Origin of the sequence: Pseudomonas sp. CDFA 610 (assembly GCF_021147865.1) — a bacterium.
Classification (GTDB): domain Bacteria; phylum Pseudomonadota; class Gammaproteobacteria; order Pseudomonadales; family Pseudomonadaceae; genus Aquipseudomonas; species Aquipseudomonas alliivorans.
Genome location: NZ_JAGTPM010000009.1, coordinates 78,125 through 95,374 on the forward strand (window position 1 = coordinate 78,125; position 17,250 = coordinate 95,374).

Consider the following 17,250-nt stretch of genomic DNA (forward strand, 5'->3'; position numbering starts at 1 on the left):
CACCTTCATGAGCAATCTGCCCGTGAAGGTGCCGTCAGCAATGCTTACAACAGATTGAAGGTCGCCTCTTTCACGGTCTGGGAGTCGAGACCGATCATGACCTTGAACTCGCCGGGCTCGGCGGCGTACTTGAGCTGGGCATTGTAGAACTTGAGATCGTTCTCGCTTAGCGTGAAGGTAATGACTTTCTCTTCGCCTGGCTCGAGCGTGACCTTTTCAAAGTTTTTCAGCTCTTTGACCGGACGGCTGATCGAGGCTGCAATGTCACGCAGGTACAGCTGAACGATGGTTGCACCGGCTACCTTGCCGGTGTTCTTGACCGTCACGCTGGCTGTGAGTTTGCCTTTGCGCGCCATGTTGGCGTCCGACAGCTTGATGTCCGAGACGTCGAACTGCGTGTAGCTCAGGCCGTAACCGAACGGGAACAGCGGGCCGTTTGGCTCTTCGAAGTAGTGCGAGGTGTAATTGCCCGGCTTGCCTTCATGGTATGGACGGCCGGTGTTGAGGTGCGCGTAGTAGACCGGCAGTTGACCGATCGAGCGCGGGAACGACATGGCAAGCTTGCCCGACGGGTTGTAATCGCCGAACAGCACGTCAGCCACCGCGTTACCGCCTTCAGTACCCGGGAACCAGGTTTCGAGCATGGCGTCAGCCTGTTCCTGTTCGTCGACCAGCACCAGCGGACGGCCGTTCATCAGCACCAGAACCAGCGGTTTGCCCGTGGCCTTGAGGGCCTTGATCAGGTCACGTTGCTTGCCCGGAATGGTCAGGCTGCTGCGACTTGCCGATTCATGGGACATGCCGCGAGACTCGCCGACCACGGCCACGATCACGTCGGACTGCTCGGCCACCTTGACGGCTTCGTCGATCATTTCCTGAGCCGGACGTGGATCGATTTCCACTTCCTTTTCGATGAAGTTCAGGTAGTTGAGGATGTGTTCGTTGTCACTGACGTTTGCGCCACGGGCATAGACCAGTTTGGCCTTGTCGCCCACAGCATTCTGCAGACCTTCATACACCGTCACCGACTGGTTGGGACGACCGGCAGCCGACCAGCTGCCCAGCATGTCGAGATGGCTCTGCGCCAGGCCGCCGATCACGGCGATGGTGCCTTGCTTCTTCAGCGGCAGGGTGTCGTTCTGGTTTTTCAGCAGTACCAGTGTCTTGCGCGCGACATCGCGGGCTTCGGCACGGTGCAGGCGATCATCGGAGTAGGTGTCAGCCGGATCATCGGCGGCTACACCAATGCGGCCGTACGGCGCTGCAAACAGGCCCATGTCGTATTTGGCGCCCAGCACTTCACGCACGGCGTTGTCGATCTCCTTCATGGAAACCTCGCCGTCCTTGACCAGACCTGGCAACTGCTCGCCGTAGGCCATGTCGTTCATGCTCAGGTCGACACCGGCCTTGATGGCCAGCTTGGCTGCCTCACGGTAATCCTTGGCCACGCCGTGTTCGATCAGCTCCTTGATCGCACCGTGGTCACTGATCGTGACGCCCTTGAAGCCCCAGTCCTTGCGCAGCAGGTCCTGCATCAGCCAGGTATTGGAGGTGGCCGGAATCCCGTTGATCGAGTTCAGCGCGACCATGATGCCGCCGGCGCCCGCGTCTACACCGGCGCGATACGGCGGCAGGTAGTCGTTGTGCATGCGCGTCATGCTCATGTCCACGGTGTTGTAATCGCGTCCGCCTTCCACCGCGCCGTACAGGGCGAAGTGCTTGACGGCGGCCATGATGCTGTCGTTCGCGGCAACGTTCTTGCCCTGAAACGACCGGACCATGACGTCGGAAATGCGCGAGACCAGATAGGTGTCTTCACCGAAGCCTTCGGAGCTGCGACCCCAGCGTGGATCACGAGAGATATCGACCATGGGGGCGAAGGTCATGTCCAGGCCGTCGGCGCTGGCTTCTTTGGCCGACACACGGCCGGTCAGCGCAATGGCATCCATGTCCCAGCTGGCGGCCATGCCGAGGCTGATCGGGAAAATCGTGCGATGGCCGTGGACCACGTCATACGCGAAAAACATCGGAATTTTCAGACGGCTCTTGGCGACTGCCGCTTCCTGTAAAGGTCGGTTTTCCGAGCGTGTAATGGAGTTGAACGTGCCGCCGATGCGTCCGGCAGCGATTTCCTTGAGAATCATGGGCTGCGGCATTTCACCGCTGATGCTGATGAGGCGCAGTTGACCAATTTTTTCATCCAGGGTCATTTGTTTCATCAGTTTGCTGATGAACGCATTCTTTGCCTGAAGTGTGGTCTTGTTCGAAACAGCGGAAGAGGCCGGAACATCAACAGCCGCAGCACTTTGAGCGATCATGGAGTGGCTGGCCAGACCGACCAGCAAACCTAATAAACACAGCTTATTCATCAATAAATTCTCAAGGCTTTTGTGGACAACTCGCGTTTAATATCCGACAGCCAGTTTTTGGGTTATGGACCTTTGGCGGTATTGTTCGAGCAGGGCGCAAGAATAGTTGCTGCCCGCTTCGTTGCACGAAGTCTTTCCAGGGTGTGTACGAAAATCGTTGGTTTGATTGATTTTTGTACACATCCTCGCTCGGTCAACGGTTGGCCTGTGCTCGGCATCGGCGATGGATTATGCCGGGGAACTTGTGTTTTGGCTAAGGCGGTCGTTTCAATGGATTCAAAAAGCACCGGAGGTCAGGTTTGAAGTGTGTGTTACAGATGATGTTGTACGCGGTAATGACGCTGGGCGTGGCATTTCGTGCCCAGGCCGGGGAGCCCGTACTGGTTTTTCCGCCCATGACGGGCAGTGTTGTGGATGCAGCACAGATGCTCGACAGTCAGACGACCGTGCGTCTCGCAAAACTGCTGCGTGCCTACGAACAGACCACCGGTGAGCGAATAGTCGTCGTCACCCTGGCAGATCTGCAGGGCGCGACGATCGAAGAGTTCGGTTCCCAACTGGGTGATGCCTGGGATCTGGGGCGTGGAGGCAAGGCCAACAGCGCTCTGCTGGTGGTCGACCGTGAGAAGCGCAAGGTGCTCATGGAGGTCGGCTCCGGCCTTGAAGACCGTTTGAGCGATGCCCAGGCGTCGCTCATCATCAATATGCTGGTCACGCCCGAGTTCAATGACAGTCGGTTTGCCACCGGCATCGAACGCGGCGCTCAGGCGATGATCACCGCATTGGGTGGTCAGGTCCCGGATTATCCGGAACCTGCGGCCCGGCTGGCGGTTTATGAAGAGCCGACAGGCGACTTCAGGGTCTGGCTGACGGCGATTGTTATGACCCTTGTTGTACTGCTGATCGTATTCATCAGTATTCGACGCTCAGTCGGGCGTCTTTGTCCCAGTGAGCAATCTGCCGGCCGTAGCGGCGGGCGATTCGATGGCGGTGGAGCCTCGGGCAATTGGTAAATGACCGGTTCGGGAAAATGAGAAAGTCATGGCTTTATTGAACAGAGAAGAACAGCGGCAAGTGGCAGAGGCAATCGATCGCGTCGAGCAACGCACCGACGCCGAACTGGTGACGGTACTGGCCGCTCGCGCTGACGACTATGCCTACATGCCGCTGATCTGGGGAGGTCTGCTGGGTCTTTTGCTGCCAGGGACCGTCAATTACTGCCTGCAATGGCTGAGTGCCGACGAGTTGATGCTGGCGCAGATGACCACGTTCATCGTGGTTGCGCTGATTTGCCGCATTCCGCGCGTGACCGCGCATCTGGTGCCCGCTTCGGTGCGCCGCTGGCGGGCGGGCAATCTGGCGCGGCGTCAGTTTCTGGAGCAGAACCTGCACAAGACCCACGACGGAACCGGCATTCTGGTTTTCGTCAGCGAAGCCGAGCGCTACGTCGAGATTCTGGTTGATCACGGCATTGCCAGCCGCCTGCACGACGATACTTGGAAGGCGATGGTCGATGTTTTCACCCAGCAGGTCAGAAACGGGCAGACCCTGCAGGGGTTTTTAGGCTGCATTCATGCCTGCGGCGAGTTGCTGGCCGATCATGTGCCAGTCACCCATGGCCGCAATGAACTGCCCAATCGACTGGTGGTGTTGGGTTGAAAACAGGCAGGTAAACACGGTTACCTGCCTGTAGGCGTTCAGCAAGATTCAAACGGTGCGTGTGATGCTGTAAATCGACTTCATGTAGGCGCTGAACTGATCCACCTGCTGATTGACGATGGTCGGGTCTTCGGCGTTCGACAAGTCGTTTTCCAGAAAGCGGTAGAGCGAATCACTGAACTGTCTGGACTGCTGAACCCAAATGATCCTGTTATTGTCCAGCCTCGCCAGTGTCGCCAGTTCATCCAGTTTTCGGGTAATCGCCTTCGCCTCTTTTTGCACGGTTTGGGATTCTGCCAGCAGCGTGTTGTAGCGATGGCGCATCTGGTCGCGCTTGGCGATCAGGTCGGAATATTTCAGTGCGCTGCTGAGTTTGCCAAGCAGCGTCTGCAATCGGCCAATGCCGAGTTGCAACGCCATGAGGTGCGGCGAGGGAATGGCGATTGCCGACAGCTCTTCAGTCGTCGGCAGCGCTTCTTTGAATAGATCTGCCAAGTTGTACTGTTCAAACGTCTTGACCGTTTCATCAAGCAGACGACGATCTTCTGCCTCTTTATCCATTTCAGCTTTCTGTCCGTCAGACTGCTGAGTGAGACTGTCAAGTTGCCGTTGCAGTGTCTCTGCGAGCTGGCTGTCTGTGAGTTGCAAATTGATCTGCTGAAGCTCGTCGGTGGTGCGTGCAATGGCCTGAGCGGCGTTGGCTAAAACATTAGTCAGTTCCAGTACCTGGCGCGCTCTTTGGGCATTCAGCAGCGTGAGGGCCTGGTTTTTTTGCTCGTCGCTCAGGCTCTGTTCAGCTTCTATTTGCTGCTGTTTGCGGTCGAGGGCTGCATGACTGAAAGTATTTAACTGCGCCGCGATGGCAGCGAGGTTATCCACAAACTGCGAATCAGCCGCGTTTAAGCTCGCTTTCAAAGGCTGTAATTTATCTTTCATGGCAGGCAGGAAGTCGAGCGTCAACGACGTTATCTGCGTATGTATGTGTTGACGAGCAGCGTCCATGATTGCTCTGTCGGGTGCTGCAAAAGGGGCAGGTTGGGAGGCGCTTGTATTCATTATGATGTCCATATCCTTATGGTTATTTGCTGTGTTGGTTTGAAAACTCATCCAGCGCCTGCTCGAAGGTCAGCAGTAGATGGGTTGTAATACTCTTCATCTCTTCCCAAGGCTTAATGACGCCTCCGAACTCCAAAGCAAAGTCCAACAGGTTCTGATCGTCGCTGATATCCGCCAGACGCTGAGCAGCGGTACTGACATACTTGGCCAGTATGGTCCAGAGGTCACGCAGGGTGACTGCACTCTTATGAGCATCCAGCATACGAATCTTCATGTCTTCGAACAGGACTTCCAGGTTGCGTATCGCCGCAGCGAGTGGGCGCTTCTGTCCGAAGGTTTCGACCTTGGTCTTTTTTTCTCTGATCAACCGGTTCTTCTCCTGGCGGATTTTTTCCGCCTGGGCGCCGAACAGACTGTCCGTCACAATAAGCCCGACAACCCCGCCCAGAAGTCCCAACGTAATGTAGTTTTTTGTGGTCTGGTATTCCTCGTGCTTCTGATCGATGTCGACGGTCAGACGATCAATCTCTTTTTCAAGTGCGCTCAGGTCTTCGTCCAGATCCGATCGGCCGGCCAGTCGCACTTTGTCGTTGATGCCCGGGACCAGATCGACGGTCAGAACGTGAGCAAACTGCTTGATATCATCGGCAAGTTTCTTTGACCTTTCTTTGTGCGCCTCCATCTGAGTCGCTATTTTTTTCAGCGTGTCAGCCAATGACAAACAGACTGCCTTATCTGTTTTGGTCAGTTCAGCAGGTGTGAGGCTTTTCACGGTCTCGATGGTCAGGTCGGCAATGGTCAGCTGGAGTTGTTTGACAAACTCCATCTTTTCTATGTAGTTCATAATCTGCCGGCCCTGACTGGAAAATTCTCCGGCAAAAAGATCAAGATCGAAACCGCTGGCTTTTATATCAATTTCAATGGCTGACCAGCTTTGGGCATGCTGGTTGATTGCCTGGTAGGTCTGCAGCAGGTCTTGAGGTTCAAGGCCGGAAATGCCGCTGCGCGTGAACCCTATCTGTTGTTCTACCCGCTCAAGCGTGTTGGGCAGATTCAAACTGTGTCTTTCGTAACGTTTGATGCTGAGAATGTCTTCTTTGGTCAGAATAAGGGCCGTCGCCCGGCCATTGTTTTTTTCATCGTCCACCAGGGTTTTCAGAAAGTCGGTGGGCGTTACCGTGACCTTGAGTTGTTCGGGTGTTTCAGATTTACGATTCGGGTCATTCATGGTGCACGTTCCTTGTGCAAGTTCATTAAACGCTCACTCGACAGTGTTGCGGCACGTCGTGAGTGAGTCCGTTTCACTGTAACGGTGTTTTTCGACTATTTAATATATTTGTATAGTGACAGGCGATAAATTCGTTTTCATGGGCTTTGCACAACCGTCGTCCCTCGAACGTCCATCGTCAGAATGGAAAATAGTCATGCCTGACAGGCGTCGGCACGCTTAAAATGCACGCCTGTTTTTTACGAGTCCCTGCGGGGACGCTTGAGGCACCCTTCGATGTCCGTGACACCCACCGCTTCATCCTCTGCCGCGCAGGATCATCGTGCGCAATTTCTCGGTCTGCTCGACACCAGCCTGTCCCAGAATTCGCTGATCAAGCTGGTGCTGGCCAAATACGTGGGCAGTGAGGCCGAGTTGCAGCGGGTAATCATCAAGCCGCTGACGGTCCGTGAGCAGCCGTGCCTGTCTTTCGTATACCGCTACAAGACCCGCGACATCACCAAGAACTTCCCGCTGGCCGAAGCCGTGGACGTCATTGCGGGCCTGATTCCCGAGGCGTTCAAGAACGCGCACCTGCTGTCGCTGACCGATGAGGTGCAGCTGGAATTCAGCAAGAAAGGCAAAAGCACGCTGTTCAAGAGCAAGGCGCAGCAAGAGCGGGAGGCGCCTGCTGCCGGGCACGACCGCGAGAAGAAGCGCTATCTGGAACTGACGCGCCCGTTCCTGACCGATCTTGGCGTGACCAACCGCCAGCATGAGCTGATCCCGGCCATGTCGCGCAAATGGAAGCAGATCAACAAGTTCATCGAGGTGTTTTCGCACGCCCTGGCGTCTTCGCCACTCAAGCTGGATCAACCGGTCAAGGTCGCGGATTTCGGTTCGGGCAAAGGCTACCTGACGTTCGCCATCCATGACTATTTGCGCAATACGCTGCAGGCACAGGGCGAGGTGACGGGTGTCGAGTTGCGCGAGGACATGGTGACCCTGTGCAATAACGCAGCAGCACATCTTGAACATCCGGGGCTGGTCTTCAAGCACGGCGATGTGCGCACCGTTGCGCCAAGCGAACTGGACGTGATGATCGCGCTGCACGCGTGCGACATCGCTACCGATTACGCCATTCATATGGGGATTCGCTCGGGCGCGTCGATCATCATGTGCTCGCCTTGCTGCCACAAACAGATTCGGTTGCAGATCCAGAGCCCGAGCCTGCTCAAGCCAATGTTGCAGTACGGCCTGCACATGGGTCAGCAGGCCGAGATGGTCACCGACAGCCTGCGCGCTCTGTTGCTGGAAGCCTGCGGCTACGAGACCAAGGTGTTCGAGTTCATTTCGCTGGAGCACACCAACAAGAACAAAATGATCCTGGCGGTCAAGCGCGCCGAGCCCGTCGATCCGGCTCACCTGCTGGCGCGTATCCAGGAACTCAAAACGTTCTACGGCATTACCGAGCAGTGCCTGGAAACCCTGCTTCGGGCGGATGGTTTGCCCGGCTGACGGCTCGATAGATTTGGCGCTGAGCGGCGGACACACGCCGTTCTCTCGAGGCTGCGCCGTCTTCAGCAACATCTGCGGTCTGCGCACGAATCCTGTTTCATACGCTGTCCCCTGATTGGTCTTACAGCATCGAACGATAAGGTCTGCACATGGACATGCTTCGCCCTTACCTCCCTGCAAACAGGGATATCTGTCTGGAAATTTTCGACTCCAATACGCCACGCTTTTTCGACCCGTCCGAGCGCGACAAATTTGCCCGTTTTCTGCTCGACCCGGTGGGTTCCTATTTTGTTCTGGAGCGCGATGGCGAAGTTCTTGCGTGCGGCGGGTATCTGGTGCTCGCCGATCCGTCGATGGCCGAACTCACCTGGGGCATGGTGGCCGGGAATCAGCATGGGAACGGTCTGGGTCGATTCCTGACTCTGGCGCGGCTGGAGCTCATGAGGGCGCTCCCGAGCGTAACTCACGCTTACATCAACACCAGTCAACTGGTTCAGGGCTTTTACAGCGGCCTGGGGTTTTCGGTGACTCGCCTTATACGTGACGGACACGGCGTGGGTATCGACAGCGTCGAAATGACGTTGGAGTTGTAACAAAAGAAAACTTATTTATTGAGCAGATACTCTAAAAAATCGATGTTTGCTTGGCTAAAAGTTGAGCGGAAACGTTACAGCTTTCAATAATTTGTACAGGAATAGAGAAGGCATTACGTAGCGGGTGTTTTGATAAATATTTATGTGGAACGCCTGCGGACACTCGCTCTCTGAATACCGTCCATTACAAATTATATGAAGCAGGCACTCATGAACGCATACAGACTTTCAACGCTTGAAATCAAGCACATGGTCGAACAGGCGCTGTTACCTCATCGTTGCACCTGGGAGGCTGCCGAGGGTGATTCTCTGACATTGACCCTGACCAATCCCGAGAACCCGGACCACGCCATTTGTGTGACGGGAATCAAATTCGATCTGATGGTATCGAGTCGCGCCCTGTCGGAACTGGTTGGCGAAGCGCGCATGCTGATATCCATGAATGAGAATCCGGTCGCTGGTCTGGGTTATCGACAGGCGTCTGCCAGGCACTGGTAACAACGCCGACCATGGTGAGTCCGAGAATGGTGGTTCCTGAGCCACCCGCTTTCGGAAAGAAAGATCACCGCCGGGAAGAACGCTTTTGGAAGCTGCAAGTGTGGATGATCGGGTTATCCACACTTGAAGGGGCGGGCAGGATGTCAGCGTGACGGGATGTTTTTGACGTCATCCACAATAAAGCGTGGTAACAGATCGACGTAAAAGTTTTCCACGCCAGCGTTGCTCTTGTTAGTGAAAACGCTGGCCGCCGTCCTGAGATTTTGCCATTGGCCAATGGCTCCGCCGGGCTGCAGTTCGGTTTTCACCTGACCAAAATGCAACACTTCCCCGGCTGACCGGCTCACTGAAACCTCATAACTGAAATCGACACTGGCGAGGATTATGTTGTCGTCCACAATGTGCGATATCAGCCCGCCCTTCGAGTTACTCAGCCGACGCGTGTACACGCTGTCGACATCCAGCAGATAATCGGCGCTCTCTTTAGTGGCCGCATAGCGATTGGCCTGTTTCAGCCGCTCGATCAGCTTGAGTTTGATGCCGTCTTCCAACTCTTTCCGAGACATGAACAGGTCGCTTTCGCCTTCAAGCTTCAAGTCGAAGGATTCGACCCAATAGGTAGCTGTCTTCGGAATCGAAACTGGAGCGGGGGCGATGTAATAATCAGGTTTCGACGCGCAGCCTGCAGCACAGGCCATGATCAACAACAGGGCAGCGATACGCATGGGTCTTCCTTGGGTGTCTGATTTTTGCGTGCGATGGAAACACACGTAATGAAGTCTGCCTACCGGAAAATGTCTCCCGGCCCTTGGAGGCCACTGGGTTCAGTCGATGGGTTGTCCCTGCTTCCCGTGAGGGTTATCATCCCGTCGGTCAATCTGTGATCTGACGAAGGAAAATACCTTGTCCCGTTCCAACTGGCTGCCTACGCCGCCTTAGCGCTACGCCCCCCTCGCAACACCCTGACCGCCCTTTGGCTGCGGTCCATTTCTGCTGTGCCTGATTTGGCCGCAGCACATCCTCAACACCACTGAAGACAGACGCACCTGCATCGCCCAGCGGCCGCCGCTGCGCGTCATGCCGTGCCTGCATGGGTGAATCAATGCTTGAAAATATCAAGGCTGCCTGGCTATCGAATGTCCGGGCCGACGTACTGGCGGGCCTCGTTGTCGCGATGGCCCTCATTCCCGAAGCCATCGCTTTTTCCATCATTGCCGGGGTCGATCCCCGTGTCGGGCTTTACGCCTCTTTCTGTATCTGTACGGTCATCGCGTTTGTAGGCGGCCGCCCTGCGATGATCTCCGCCGCCACCGGTGCGATGGCGCTACTCATGGTGAATCTGGTCAGAGATCATGGGCTGCAATACCTGTTGGCGGCGACGCTGGTCTGCGGGGTTTTGCAGATCGTGGCGGGTTATCTGCGGCTGGGCGAACTGATGCGTTTCGTGTCGCGTTCGGTCGTGACCGGCTTCGTCAATGCGCTGGCCATCCTGATCTTTCTGGCTCAACTGCCGGAGCTTACCAACGTCACCTGGGTGGTGTACGCCATGACGGTCGGCGGTCTGGCGATCATCTATCTGCTGCCACGGATTCCGGTTATCGGCACGCTGTTGCCTTCGCCGCTGGTGTGCATTCTGGTGCTCACCGCGATATCGGTGTTCATGGGGCTGAAGATTCACACGGTCGGCGACATGGGGTCGTTGCCCGACAGCCTGCCGGTCTTCCTCTGGCCGGACGTGCCACTGACGCTCGATACGTTGCTGATTGTGCTGCCGTACTCGGCGGCGCTGGCGGTTGTGGGGTTGCTGGAGTCGATGATGACGGCCACCATCGTCGACGACCTGACCGACACGTCCAGCGACAAGAACCACGAGTGCAAAGGGCAGGGCGTCGCCAACATCGCCAGCGGACTGATCGGTGGCATGGCCGGTTGCGCCATGATCGGTCAGTCGATGATCAACGTGAAGTCCGGCGGCAGAACCCGCCTGTCCACGCTGAGTGCCGGTGTTTCGCTGCTGGCGATGATGATCTTCCTGGGTGACTGGCTGGCTCGTATTCCCATGGCAGCGCTGGTGGCGGTGATGATCATGGTGTCCATCAGCACCTTCAGTTGGGGCTCGATTCGCAACCTGCGTCAATATCCGCTCTCCACCAATCTGGTCATGATTGTCACCGTCATTGTGGTCGTCGCCACGCACAACCTTGCCTATGGGGTCGTAGCCGGAACGCTGTTGGCGGCAATGTTTTTTGCCAACAAAATGGCTTATTACCTCGATGTCAGCTCGAAGCGGGATCCCGAGTACAGCCACCGCACCTACTACGTCACCGGCCAGGTGTTTTTCGGTTCCGCAGACCGATTTGCTCGCTCGTTCGATCTCAAGGAATCGCTCGGCACCCTGACCATCGACCTGAGGGACGCGCACTTCTGGGACATCACCGCCGTGGCCGCGCTGGACAAGGTGGTGTTGAAGCTGAGAAGCGCCGGGATCGCAGTGGATGTGATTGGCATGAACAGCGCCACCGCCACATTGGTGGACAGGTTCGGGGTTCATGACAAGCCGGGAGGGATCGATTCATTGATGAAGCATTGAGATTTTTGGGCTTGAAACCCGAAAACGGGCAAGCCCTTTTTCTGCCCCAGCGTTGGGCGCAGCCCGGAAATGATGTGTTTTTTCGCACTCCAGCGGTGCTGTTACAAATTTAAAGTCCATAAATACAACAAAAACAACATTTTCCACTTGACGGTTTTTACCACCTGATCAGTAATGCGCTGGCCTGGGCGATATGCCCATGACTTGCCGGAGCATCCACATTGATTGAGTCAAATCGCTTCTCCATGCCCACCGTGATTCAGGCCCGCGAGCAGTTGGACGCAGGAACGATCACGTCTGTGGCATTGGTCGAAGCGAGCCTTGAAGCGGTCAAAACCCACAATCACACATTGAATGCATTCGGTGATGTTTATGCAGACGCTGCGCTTGAACAGGCGCGTCGTCAGGATGACGAGGCAGGCGGCGGCCGCATTCGCGGGCCGCTGCACGGCATTCCGTTCGGCATCAAGGATCTGTTCTCCACGGCAGGTCTGCGGACCACCAAAGGGTCGTTGACCAGTCTGGATGCTGTCCCGCTCAAGGACGCGCCCATCATTCAGCGCCTGAAAAATGCAGGCGCCATTATCCTCGGCAAGACAGCGACCACCGAGTTCGGCTGGACGGGGGCGAGTACATCGCGGCTTTTCGGCAACGGTCGCACACCTTGGAATCCGACGCTGACCAGTGGCGGCTCCAGCTCGGGCTCTGCGATTTCGGTTGCGGCGCGAATGGTTCCAGCGTCTCTTGGGTCGGACGGCGGCGGGTCGGTGAGAATTCCTGGTTCGTTCTGCGGAATATTCGCCCTCAAGGGGTCACTGGGACGAATACCCACATGGCCATGGTCCGCGACCGAAATGCTCAGCCATGCAGGCCCGATGACCCGAACCGTACGCGATTCTGCGCTGTTGTTCGACATTCTTTCAGGGCCGCATCCGCTGGACCACCAGGCGCTCCCGGCACCCACAGAATCTTATCTGGCCCGCTGCGACGAGCCGCTTGGTCCGCTGCGCATCGCTTACGTCCCGACGCTGTTCAACACGTCTGTCGATCCGGTTATCGCGGCCGCAGTCGACGCTGCTGTCGAAAGGATCGCCGCAAACCTGTCAGTAGACGTGAGCACCCTTGCGCTTGATTGGCCGGACCCGTTGGCCACCTTTGAAACGCTATGGGTGGGCGGACGCGGCATCGTCTACGGGCGTGCGCTGGCGGACCGACTGGAAGCGCTGGATCCCGGTTTCGCCCAGCTGATCACACAGTCGGCCCGCTACGATCTCGCCGGTTATCTGCATGCCGTCGAACAGCGTGCCGCTTTCGCCAATCGGGTACATGCGCTGTTTGACGGTTACGATCTGCTGATCATGCCGACACTTCCCGTGCTGCCCTTTGATGCCGATGAAGTCGCACCGGCCGACTTCGCTGATCAGGAAGGCGCCGTGCCATGGGCACGCTGGACGCCCTTTACCTATCCCTTCAACTTGACGGGAAACCCGGCGGCAACCATTCCCTGCGGCTTTGCCCCGGGCGGGCTGCCCATCGGTCTGCAAGTGGTCGGTCCGCGCTTCGCAGAGGGTGATGTTCTGCAATTCTGCGCGGCCTTCGAGGCGATTTCGCCCTGGGATCAACATTTGCCACCGATGCTTGCGCAATGAGCACGCCCGACATGAGCAGCCATCAGCAGCCTAAGACAGATGGGTACACTGAGCGCCTTTCTTCACAACGGAATGTCAGCCCCATGCTCAATCAGCCTCGTCTGGACGAAATCATGCGCCTGTTGGCCCAGCAACAGCGAGTCAAGGCGTCCGAGCTCGCACAGTCGCTTTATGTGTCGGAAGAGACCATTCGCCGCGACTTCAAGTATCTGGAAGAGATGGGCAAGCTGCGGCGCATTCACGGCGGAGCGATTCTGCCGCAGTTGAATGACGAGCCGCCGTTGCAGGTTCGCAGTCGCATGAAGCCGCAAGCCAAGGCGAGTATCGCCGGCAAGGCGGCAGGCTTGATTACTGATGGCATGGTGCTGTTTCTGGACACCGGCACCTCGACGCTCGCACTGGCGCAAACGCTGTCCCGATTCAGCCGCTTGAGGATCATCACCAACTCGCTGGACATCGCGCAGGTAGTGACCCATCAAAGCGACAACCAGGTACTGGTCGCTCCCGGAGACGTGCGCCGCAACGACAATGCATTGATCGGCCCGCACACGCTGGCGTTCGCCAGCCAGTTCAATTACGACATCGCGTTCATGGGCATCGGCGCCATCGACCTCGAACAAGGCCTGATGGATTACCACGAGCCGGAAGCCATGTTGCGGCGCACGCTGGTCAAGCATTCCCGGCAGCGTGTGATCCTCGCCGACGACGGCAAGTTCGGTCACCGGATTTTTGTTAACACCCTGCCATTCAGTGCAATCACAACCCTGGTCACGAACCGTCCGCTATCGGCTGAGTTTACGGCTCGCCTGGAGAGAGATGATGTCGACATCCTGTACGCATGACTTGCTGATGCCAGATGCAGCCGACCATGCCCGGTTCGAGGCGCTGTTCGCAGAGAGCTCGGCCATTGGCGCGACACCGGCGGGTGGTTTGCATCGGCTCGCTGCATCAGTCGAGGACGGTCAGGTCCGCGACCTGTTCTGCGACTGGCTCAGAACGCATGACTTTGAGGTTCGCATCGACTCCGTGGGCAATATTTTTGGCCTGATGACCTTCGACCCACATGCGCCGTATGTGGTGTGCGGTTCGCACCTGGACAGCCAGCCAAGTGCCGGTCGATTCGATGGCGTATACGGCGTACTCGCCGGTGCTGTGGCGGTTGCCAGCCTCGGGCGACAGATGCGGGAGCGCGGAGAAAAGCCGGCCTGCAATCTTGCTGTCGTGAACTGGACCAACGAAGAGGGCGCACGCTTCCAGCCGAGCCTGATCGGCAGCGGCGTGTTCACTGGCTCGCTGAGTCTTGAGCACGCCTGGAACAGTTGCGATGGCGACGGCATCAGCCTCAGGCAGGCCTTGCAGGATATCGGTTATCTGGGCAACGGCCCGGTCAACCTCGACATTGCGGGCTATGTGGAAATTCATGTCGAGCAGAGCACCGCGCTGGAGAGCCGCAAGCTGTCGATCGGCGTTGTCAGGGAAACCTGGGCCGCGTTGAAACAACGCATTCGTTTCGACGGCGAGCAGAACCATACCGGGCCAACGCCCATGGCCGCGCGCCGCGACGCAATGCTTGCCGCCGCGCATGCCATCGTCGCGGTTCGTGCGGAAGCCGACTTGCATGGGTTGCAGATGCACAGTTCGGTGGGTCGCGTGGAAATCTGGCCGAACTCGCCCAACGTGGTGCCGTCCCGCGTGTCGCTGCTGGCGGAACACCGCTCGCGAGACACTGAACTGCTACGTGCCGCTGCCGAGCGCCTGGACGCCACATTGCATGAGATCGCCGACCGGACCCAGACGCGTTTCGAAATCGAAAGCAGCGTACTGCGCGCTCCCGGTGTGCTTCCCGACGGCTTCGCCGAACTGGCACATGCAGTGGCGAACGAATTGGGTCTGCCCATCACGGACAGCGCAACCGTGGCCGGTCACGATGCGATCAGTATGAATAGCAAATACCCGGTCTGCCTGTTGTTCATCCCCAGCCGTAACGGCCTTTCGCATAACGAGGCCGAGTACACCAGCGACGAGGACATGCACAACGGTTTGAAAATGCTGACTGCCTTGCTTCATCGCGCCTGCACGGCACCGGATTCCTTTCGCTGAGGGCAGACCATGTTCAAAGAGAGCGCACCGCTGGATCGTCTTCACAGTGCATTGTCGGAAGCAGGGTTGGGCGACAACCTGAATGTACAGGACGGGCCTTCGGGCATTGCCTCGCCGTCCAGACTGGCCACCGAGTGGCTGGGTTATCACGTCACTGACGGCCAGACCGCCTGGTACGCAAAGGTGTTGCAGGCGGACATGACGCCCTTGATTGATGTCGAGCGCAGTGTGCAGGCCAGCGAGTGTGCCGGTCTGAGCGGAGCAGCACCTCGCCTGATCAGTGCAGACAGCGCCAGCGGCGTGCTGATTTTCGAATCGCTGAGTCCGACAGACTGGCGCTGTGCCCGGCTGGACGAACTCATCGCGCCGGGGCGGCTTGAGCGGTTATGGGATCTGAAACGCACGGTTCATTCAGGCGCAGTGCCGGATTTCATTCGCTCGCCGATGGATGATCTGCAACGCCTGCGCGTGTTGTGCACGCGGGATCGGGTTGTGTTGCCGCCAGAGCACGCGTGGATCGACCGATGCGTCAACATGGCCTGGGATGCACTGCAAAACCGGCCGTTTCATACGGTGCCGATTCACGGTGATGGCGTTACCAGCAACGTCATGGTGGCGCGGGACGGGAGTCTGAAGCTGGTCGACTTTGATTACGGCGGTTGCATGGATGCCTGGTACGACGTCGCCATTACCTTGAACGAGCTGTTTTCGTTCGAGGCGCAGTGGCGCGAAGGCATCGAAGCGTGGGCAGGAGAATGCCTTGAAGTGGATTACGCCGTCTGTCGTCTGTATGCGCTGATCAACGACTGGTACTGGACGCTATGGGGATTTTGGGCGGGCACGGAGTCTTCCCGGTCGCTCGAGTTTTCCAAACTCGGGCAATGGACCTTTTTGCGCTGTTTGCAGAGCACCCGGGATCCACGTCTGGAGAGTTGGCTGCGTCAGGTTGAGGAGTCGCGCGCATGAACGTTTTGGGAGAGGCCATGAGTATTCATGAACAGCAACTTGAAGCGGCGGTGTCCAGCATCAGCCAGTGGCGCGGCAAGCGGATCACGTACAGGCCGGTCAGCGGCGGCATTTCCAACACCAACTGGCGTGTCGAAGTCGAGGGCGCCGATACCGCGTATTTCTTCAAGATTCCGGGTGCCGGGACCGAGATGTTCATTGATCGCCGCACGGCTCACGACGCCAGTGTCGCCGCAGCGGCGACAGGATACGGCGCGCCGGTGTTTGCGTTTCTGGAAGAGTTCGGCGTCGAAGTGTTCGAGTTCATGGAAGGCTGGCGGGCGTCGTCGAACCTCGATTTTCTGCAGCGCGATGTGCGCCATAACGCACTGCTCGGGCTCAAGGCGTTCAATGATCAGGCGCTGCTGTGTCAGACCAAGACGGTGTTCGACATGATTGCCGAACACCAGACTCAGGTGGCTGAACTCAACGCCTTGAAACCCCAGGACGGTGCCTGGTTATCCCTGCAATACGAGAGGGCGAAATCTGCATTGCAGGCCTCAGGTATCGATCTGGCACCGTGCATGAATGACACGCTGGCCGGTAACTTCATGCTCAACGACCGGCAGCACGTCAGGCTGGTCGATTTCGAGTACGCGTCCAATAACGATCGGCACTACGAGTTGGCGCTCTGGTTTGGCGAAATGTTCTTTACCGACGAGGTGGAACTTGAATTGGTCGAAGACTATTTCGGCCGCGTCGACACTCGGACGCTGGCCCGGATCAAGATCAATAAAGCGCTGGCGGATATCAAGTGGTCGACCTGGGCAATGGTGCAGCATGCCGTGTCGCAACTGGACTTCGACTTCTACAAATACGGTGCCTGGAAACAAATGAGGGCGCGCAACGCAATCAACGATCCGCGCTGGGAAACCTGGCTCAGACAGGTCTGAACCTGCGTATTACAAGACCCGACAACCACAAGATCGGGCTATCGGCGGCAACTCTTCTACTGCTTGAGTTTTACTTGATCGATTAATCGCAAGATCCAAAATTCAAGGAGTCT

General features: G+C 57.3%; 15 protein-coding genes. 11 read left to right on the forward strand and 4 right to left on the reverse strand.

The genetic code is table 11. The features are described 5' to 3' along the window. Positions 1 to 44: 44 nt before the first annotated feature. Positions 45 to 2,369 carry a beta-glucosidase BglX gene (bglX, locus tag KDX39_RS17650; RefSeq protein WP_231661238.1) on the reverse strand — a complete coding sequence of 775 codons (2,325 nt, stop codon included), beginning with the start codon at positions 2,367 to 2,369 and terminating at the stop codon, positions 45 to 47. A gap of 320 nt (positions 2,370 to 2,689) precedes the next feature. On the opposite strand from bglX, the gene KDX39_RS17655 reads away from it, so the two are divergent. Beyond that, positions 2,690 to 3,382, forward strand: a complete 693-nt coding sequence (locus KDX39_RS17655) for a TPM domain-containing protein (RefSeq protein WP_231661403.1) — start codon at positions 2,690 to 2,692, stop codon at positions 3,380 to 3,382. Between the two features lie 28 nt (positions 3,383 to 3,410). After that, positions 3,411 to 4,028, forward strand: a complete 618-nt coding sequence (locus KDX39_RS17660; protein WP_099226206.1) for a TPM domain-containing protein — start codon at positions 3,411 to 3,413, stop codon at positions 4,026 to 4,028. A 48-nt stretch (positions 4,029 to 4,076) separates the two neighbouring features. Here the strand turns inward: KDX39_RS17660 and KDX39_RS17665 are convergent, their stop codons facing one another. Next, complete coding sequence (locus tag KDX39_RS17665) at positions 4,077 to 5,084, reverse strand: alpha-xenorhabdolysin family binary toxin subunit B (RefSeq protein ID WP_231661239.1); 1,008 nt, start codon at positions 5,082 to 5,084, stop codon at positions 4,077 to 4,079. A gap of 22 nt (positions 5,085 to 5,106) precedes the next feature. Beyond that, the gene (locus KDX39_RS17670) at positions 5,107 to 6,312 is read right to left on the reverse strand and encodes an alpha-xenorhabdolysin family binary toxin subunit A (RefSeq protein WP_231661240.1); all 1,206 of its coding nucleotides are present in this window, start codon (positions 6,310 to 6,312) and stop codon (positions 5,107 to 5,109) included. A gap of 276 nt (positions 6,313 to 6,588) precedes the next feature. Here KDX39_RS17670 and KDX39_RS17675 point away from each other — a divergent pair, with 276 nt between their 5' ends. The 3 genes from KDX39_RS17675 (at position 6,589) to KDX39_RS17685 (ending at position 8,900) form a co-directional block, all read left to right on the forward strand. Next, complete coding sequence (locus KDX39_RS17675) at positions 6,589 to 7,809, forward strand: class I SAM-dependent methyltransferase (RefSeq protein ID WP_231661241.1); 1,221 nt, start codon at positions 6,589 to 6,591, stop codon at positions 7,807 to 7,809. 149 nt (positions 7,810 to 7,958) lie between these two features. Continuing rightward, entirely contained in the window at positions 7,959 to 8,402 is a 444-nt protein-coding gene (locus KDX39_RS17680) for a GNAT family N-acetyltransferase (protein ID WP_231661242.1), read from the forward strand. 210 nt (positions 8,403 to 8,612) lie between these two features. Continuing rightward, positions 8,613 to 8,900, forward strand: coding sequence for a DUF1652 domain-containing protein (locus tag KDX39_RS17685; protein WP_231661243.1), 288 nt, complete (start codon positions 8,613 to 8,615; stop codon positions 8,898 to 8,900). 143 nt (positions 8,901 to 9,043) lie between these two features. On the opposite strand, the gene KDX39_RS17690 is transcribed toward KDX39_RS17685, so the two are convergent. Next, on the reverse strand, positions 9,044 to 9,625 hold the full coding sequence (locus tag KDX39_RS17690; RefSeq protein ID WP_231661244.1) for a hypothetical protein: 582 nt from the start codon (positions 9,623 to 9,625) through the stop codon (positions 9,044 to 9,046). A gap of 377 nt (positions 9,626 to 10,002) precedes the next feature. Between KDX39_RS17690 and KDX39_RS17695 the strand changes: the two genes are divergently transcribed. From KDX39_RS17695 to KDX39_RS17720, 6 genes are all read left to right on the forward strand, one after another. Beyond that, the gene (locus KDX39_RS17695; protein ID WP_231661245.1) at positions 10,003 to 11,490 is read left to right on the forward strand and encodes a SulP family inorganic anion transporter; all 1,488 of its coding nucleotides are present in this window, start codon (positions 10,003 to 10,005) and stop codon (positions 11,488 to 11,490) included. Between the two features lie 245 nt (positions 11,491 to 11,735). Continuing rightward, a complete protein-coding gene (locus tag KDX39_RS17700; protein WP_231661404.1) occupies positions 11,736 to 13,139 on the forward strand; it encodes an amidase in 1,404 nt (467 codons plus the stop codon). Between the two features lie 83 nt (positions 13,140 to 13,222). Continuing rightward, a complete protein-coding gene (locus tag KDX39_RS17705) occupies positions 13,223 to 13,981 on the forward strand; it encodes a DeoR/GlpR family DNA-binding transcription regulator (protein WP_231661246.1) in 759 nt (252 codons plus the stop codon). Further along, positions 13,959 to 15,239, forward strand: a complete 1,281-nt coding sequence (locus tag KDX39_RS17710; RefSeq protein ID WP_231661247.1) for a Zn-dependent hydrolase — start codon at positions 13,959 to 13,961, stop codon at positions 15,237 to 15,239. Before KDX39_RS17705 ends, KDX39_RS17710 begins: the two co-directional genes overlap by 23 nt. 9 nt (positions 15,240 to 15,248) lie before the next feature. Beyond that, positions 15,249 to 16,205: an aminoglycoside phosphotransferase family protein gene (locus tag KDX39_RS17715; protein ID WP_231661248.1), complete on the forward strand. Its 957-nt coding sequence runs from the start codon at positions 15,249 to 15,251 to the stop codon at positions 16,203 to 16,205. Then, positions 16,202 to 17,137: a choline kinase family protein gene (locus KDX39_RS17720; protein WP_099226194.1), complete on the forward strand. Its 936-nt coding sequence runs from the start codon at positions 16,202 to 16,204 to the stop codon at positions 17,135 to 17,137. Before KDX39_RS17715 ends, KDX39_RS17720 begins: the two co-directional genes overlap by 4 nt. The last annotated feature ends 113 nt before the right edge of the window (positions 17,138 to 17,250 follow it).

Excerpts from the sequence above, each read along its gene's own strand:
- bglX (WP_231661238.1), bottom strand. The coding sequence starts at position 2,369 with ATGAATAAGCTGTGTTTATTAGGTTTGCTGGTCGGTCTGGCCAGCCAC.
- KDX39_RS17655 (WP_231661403.1), top strand. The coding sequence starts at position 2,690 with ATGTTGTACGCGGTAATGACGCTGGGCGTGGCATTTCGTGCCCAGGCC.
- KDX39_RS17660 (WP_099226206.1), top strand. The coding sequence starts at position 3,411 with ATGGCTTTATTGAACAGAGAAGAACAGCGGCAAGTGGCAGAGGCAATC.
- KDX39_RS17665 (WP_231661239.1), bottom strand. The coding sequence starts at position 5,084 with ATGAATACAAGCGCCTCCCAACCTGCCCCTTTTGCAGCACCCGACAGA.
- KDX39_RS17670 (WP_231661240.1), bottom strand. The coding sequence starts at position 6,312 with ATGAATGACCCGAATCGTAAATCTGAAACACCCGAACAACTCAAGGTC.
- KDX39_RS17675 (WP_231661241.1), top strand. The coding sequence starts at position 6,589 with ATGTCCGTGACACCCACCGCTTCATCCTCTGCCGCGCAGGATCATCGT.
- KDX39_RS17680 (WP_231661242.1), top strand. The coding sequence starts at position 7,959 with ATGGACATGCTTCGCCCTTACCTCCCTGCAAACAGGGATATCTGTCTG.
- KDX39_RS17685 (WP_231661243.1), top strand. The coding sequence starts at position 8,613 with ATGAACGCATACAGACTTTCAACGCTTGAAATCAAGCACATGGTCGAA.
- KDX39_RS17690 (WP_231661244.1), bottom strand. The coding sequence starts at position 9,625 with ATGCGTATCGCTGCCCTGTTGTTGATCATGGCCTGTGCTGCAGGCTGC.
- KDX39_RS17695 (WP_231661245.1), top strand. The coding sequence starts at position 10,003 with ATGCTTGAAAATATCAAGGCTGCCTGGCTATCGAATGTCCGGGCCGAC.
- KDX39_RS17700 (WP_231661404.1), top strand. The coding sequence starts at position 11,736 with ATGCCCACCGTGATTCAGGCCCGCGAGCAGTTGGACGCAGGAACGATC.
- KDX39_RS17705 (WP_231661246.1), top strand. The coding sequence starts at position 13,223 with ATGCTCAATCAGCCTCGTCTGGACGAAATCATGCGCCTGTTGGCCCAG.
- KDX39_RS17710 (WP_231661247.1), top strand. The coding sequence starts at position 13,959 with ATGTCGACATCCTGTACGCATGACTTGCTGATGCCAGATGCAGCCGAC.
- KDX39_RS17715 (WP_231661248.1), top strand. The coding sequence starts at position 15,249 with ATGTTCAAAGAGAGCGCACCGCTGGATCGTCTTCACAGTGCATTGTCG.
- KDX39_RS17720 (WP_099226194.1), top strand. The coding sequence starts at position 16,202 with ATGAACGTTTTGGGAGAGGCCATGAGTATTCATGAACAGCAACTTGAA.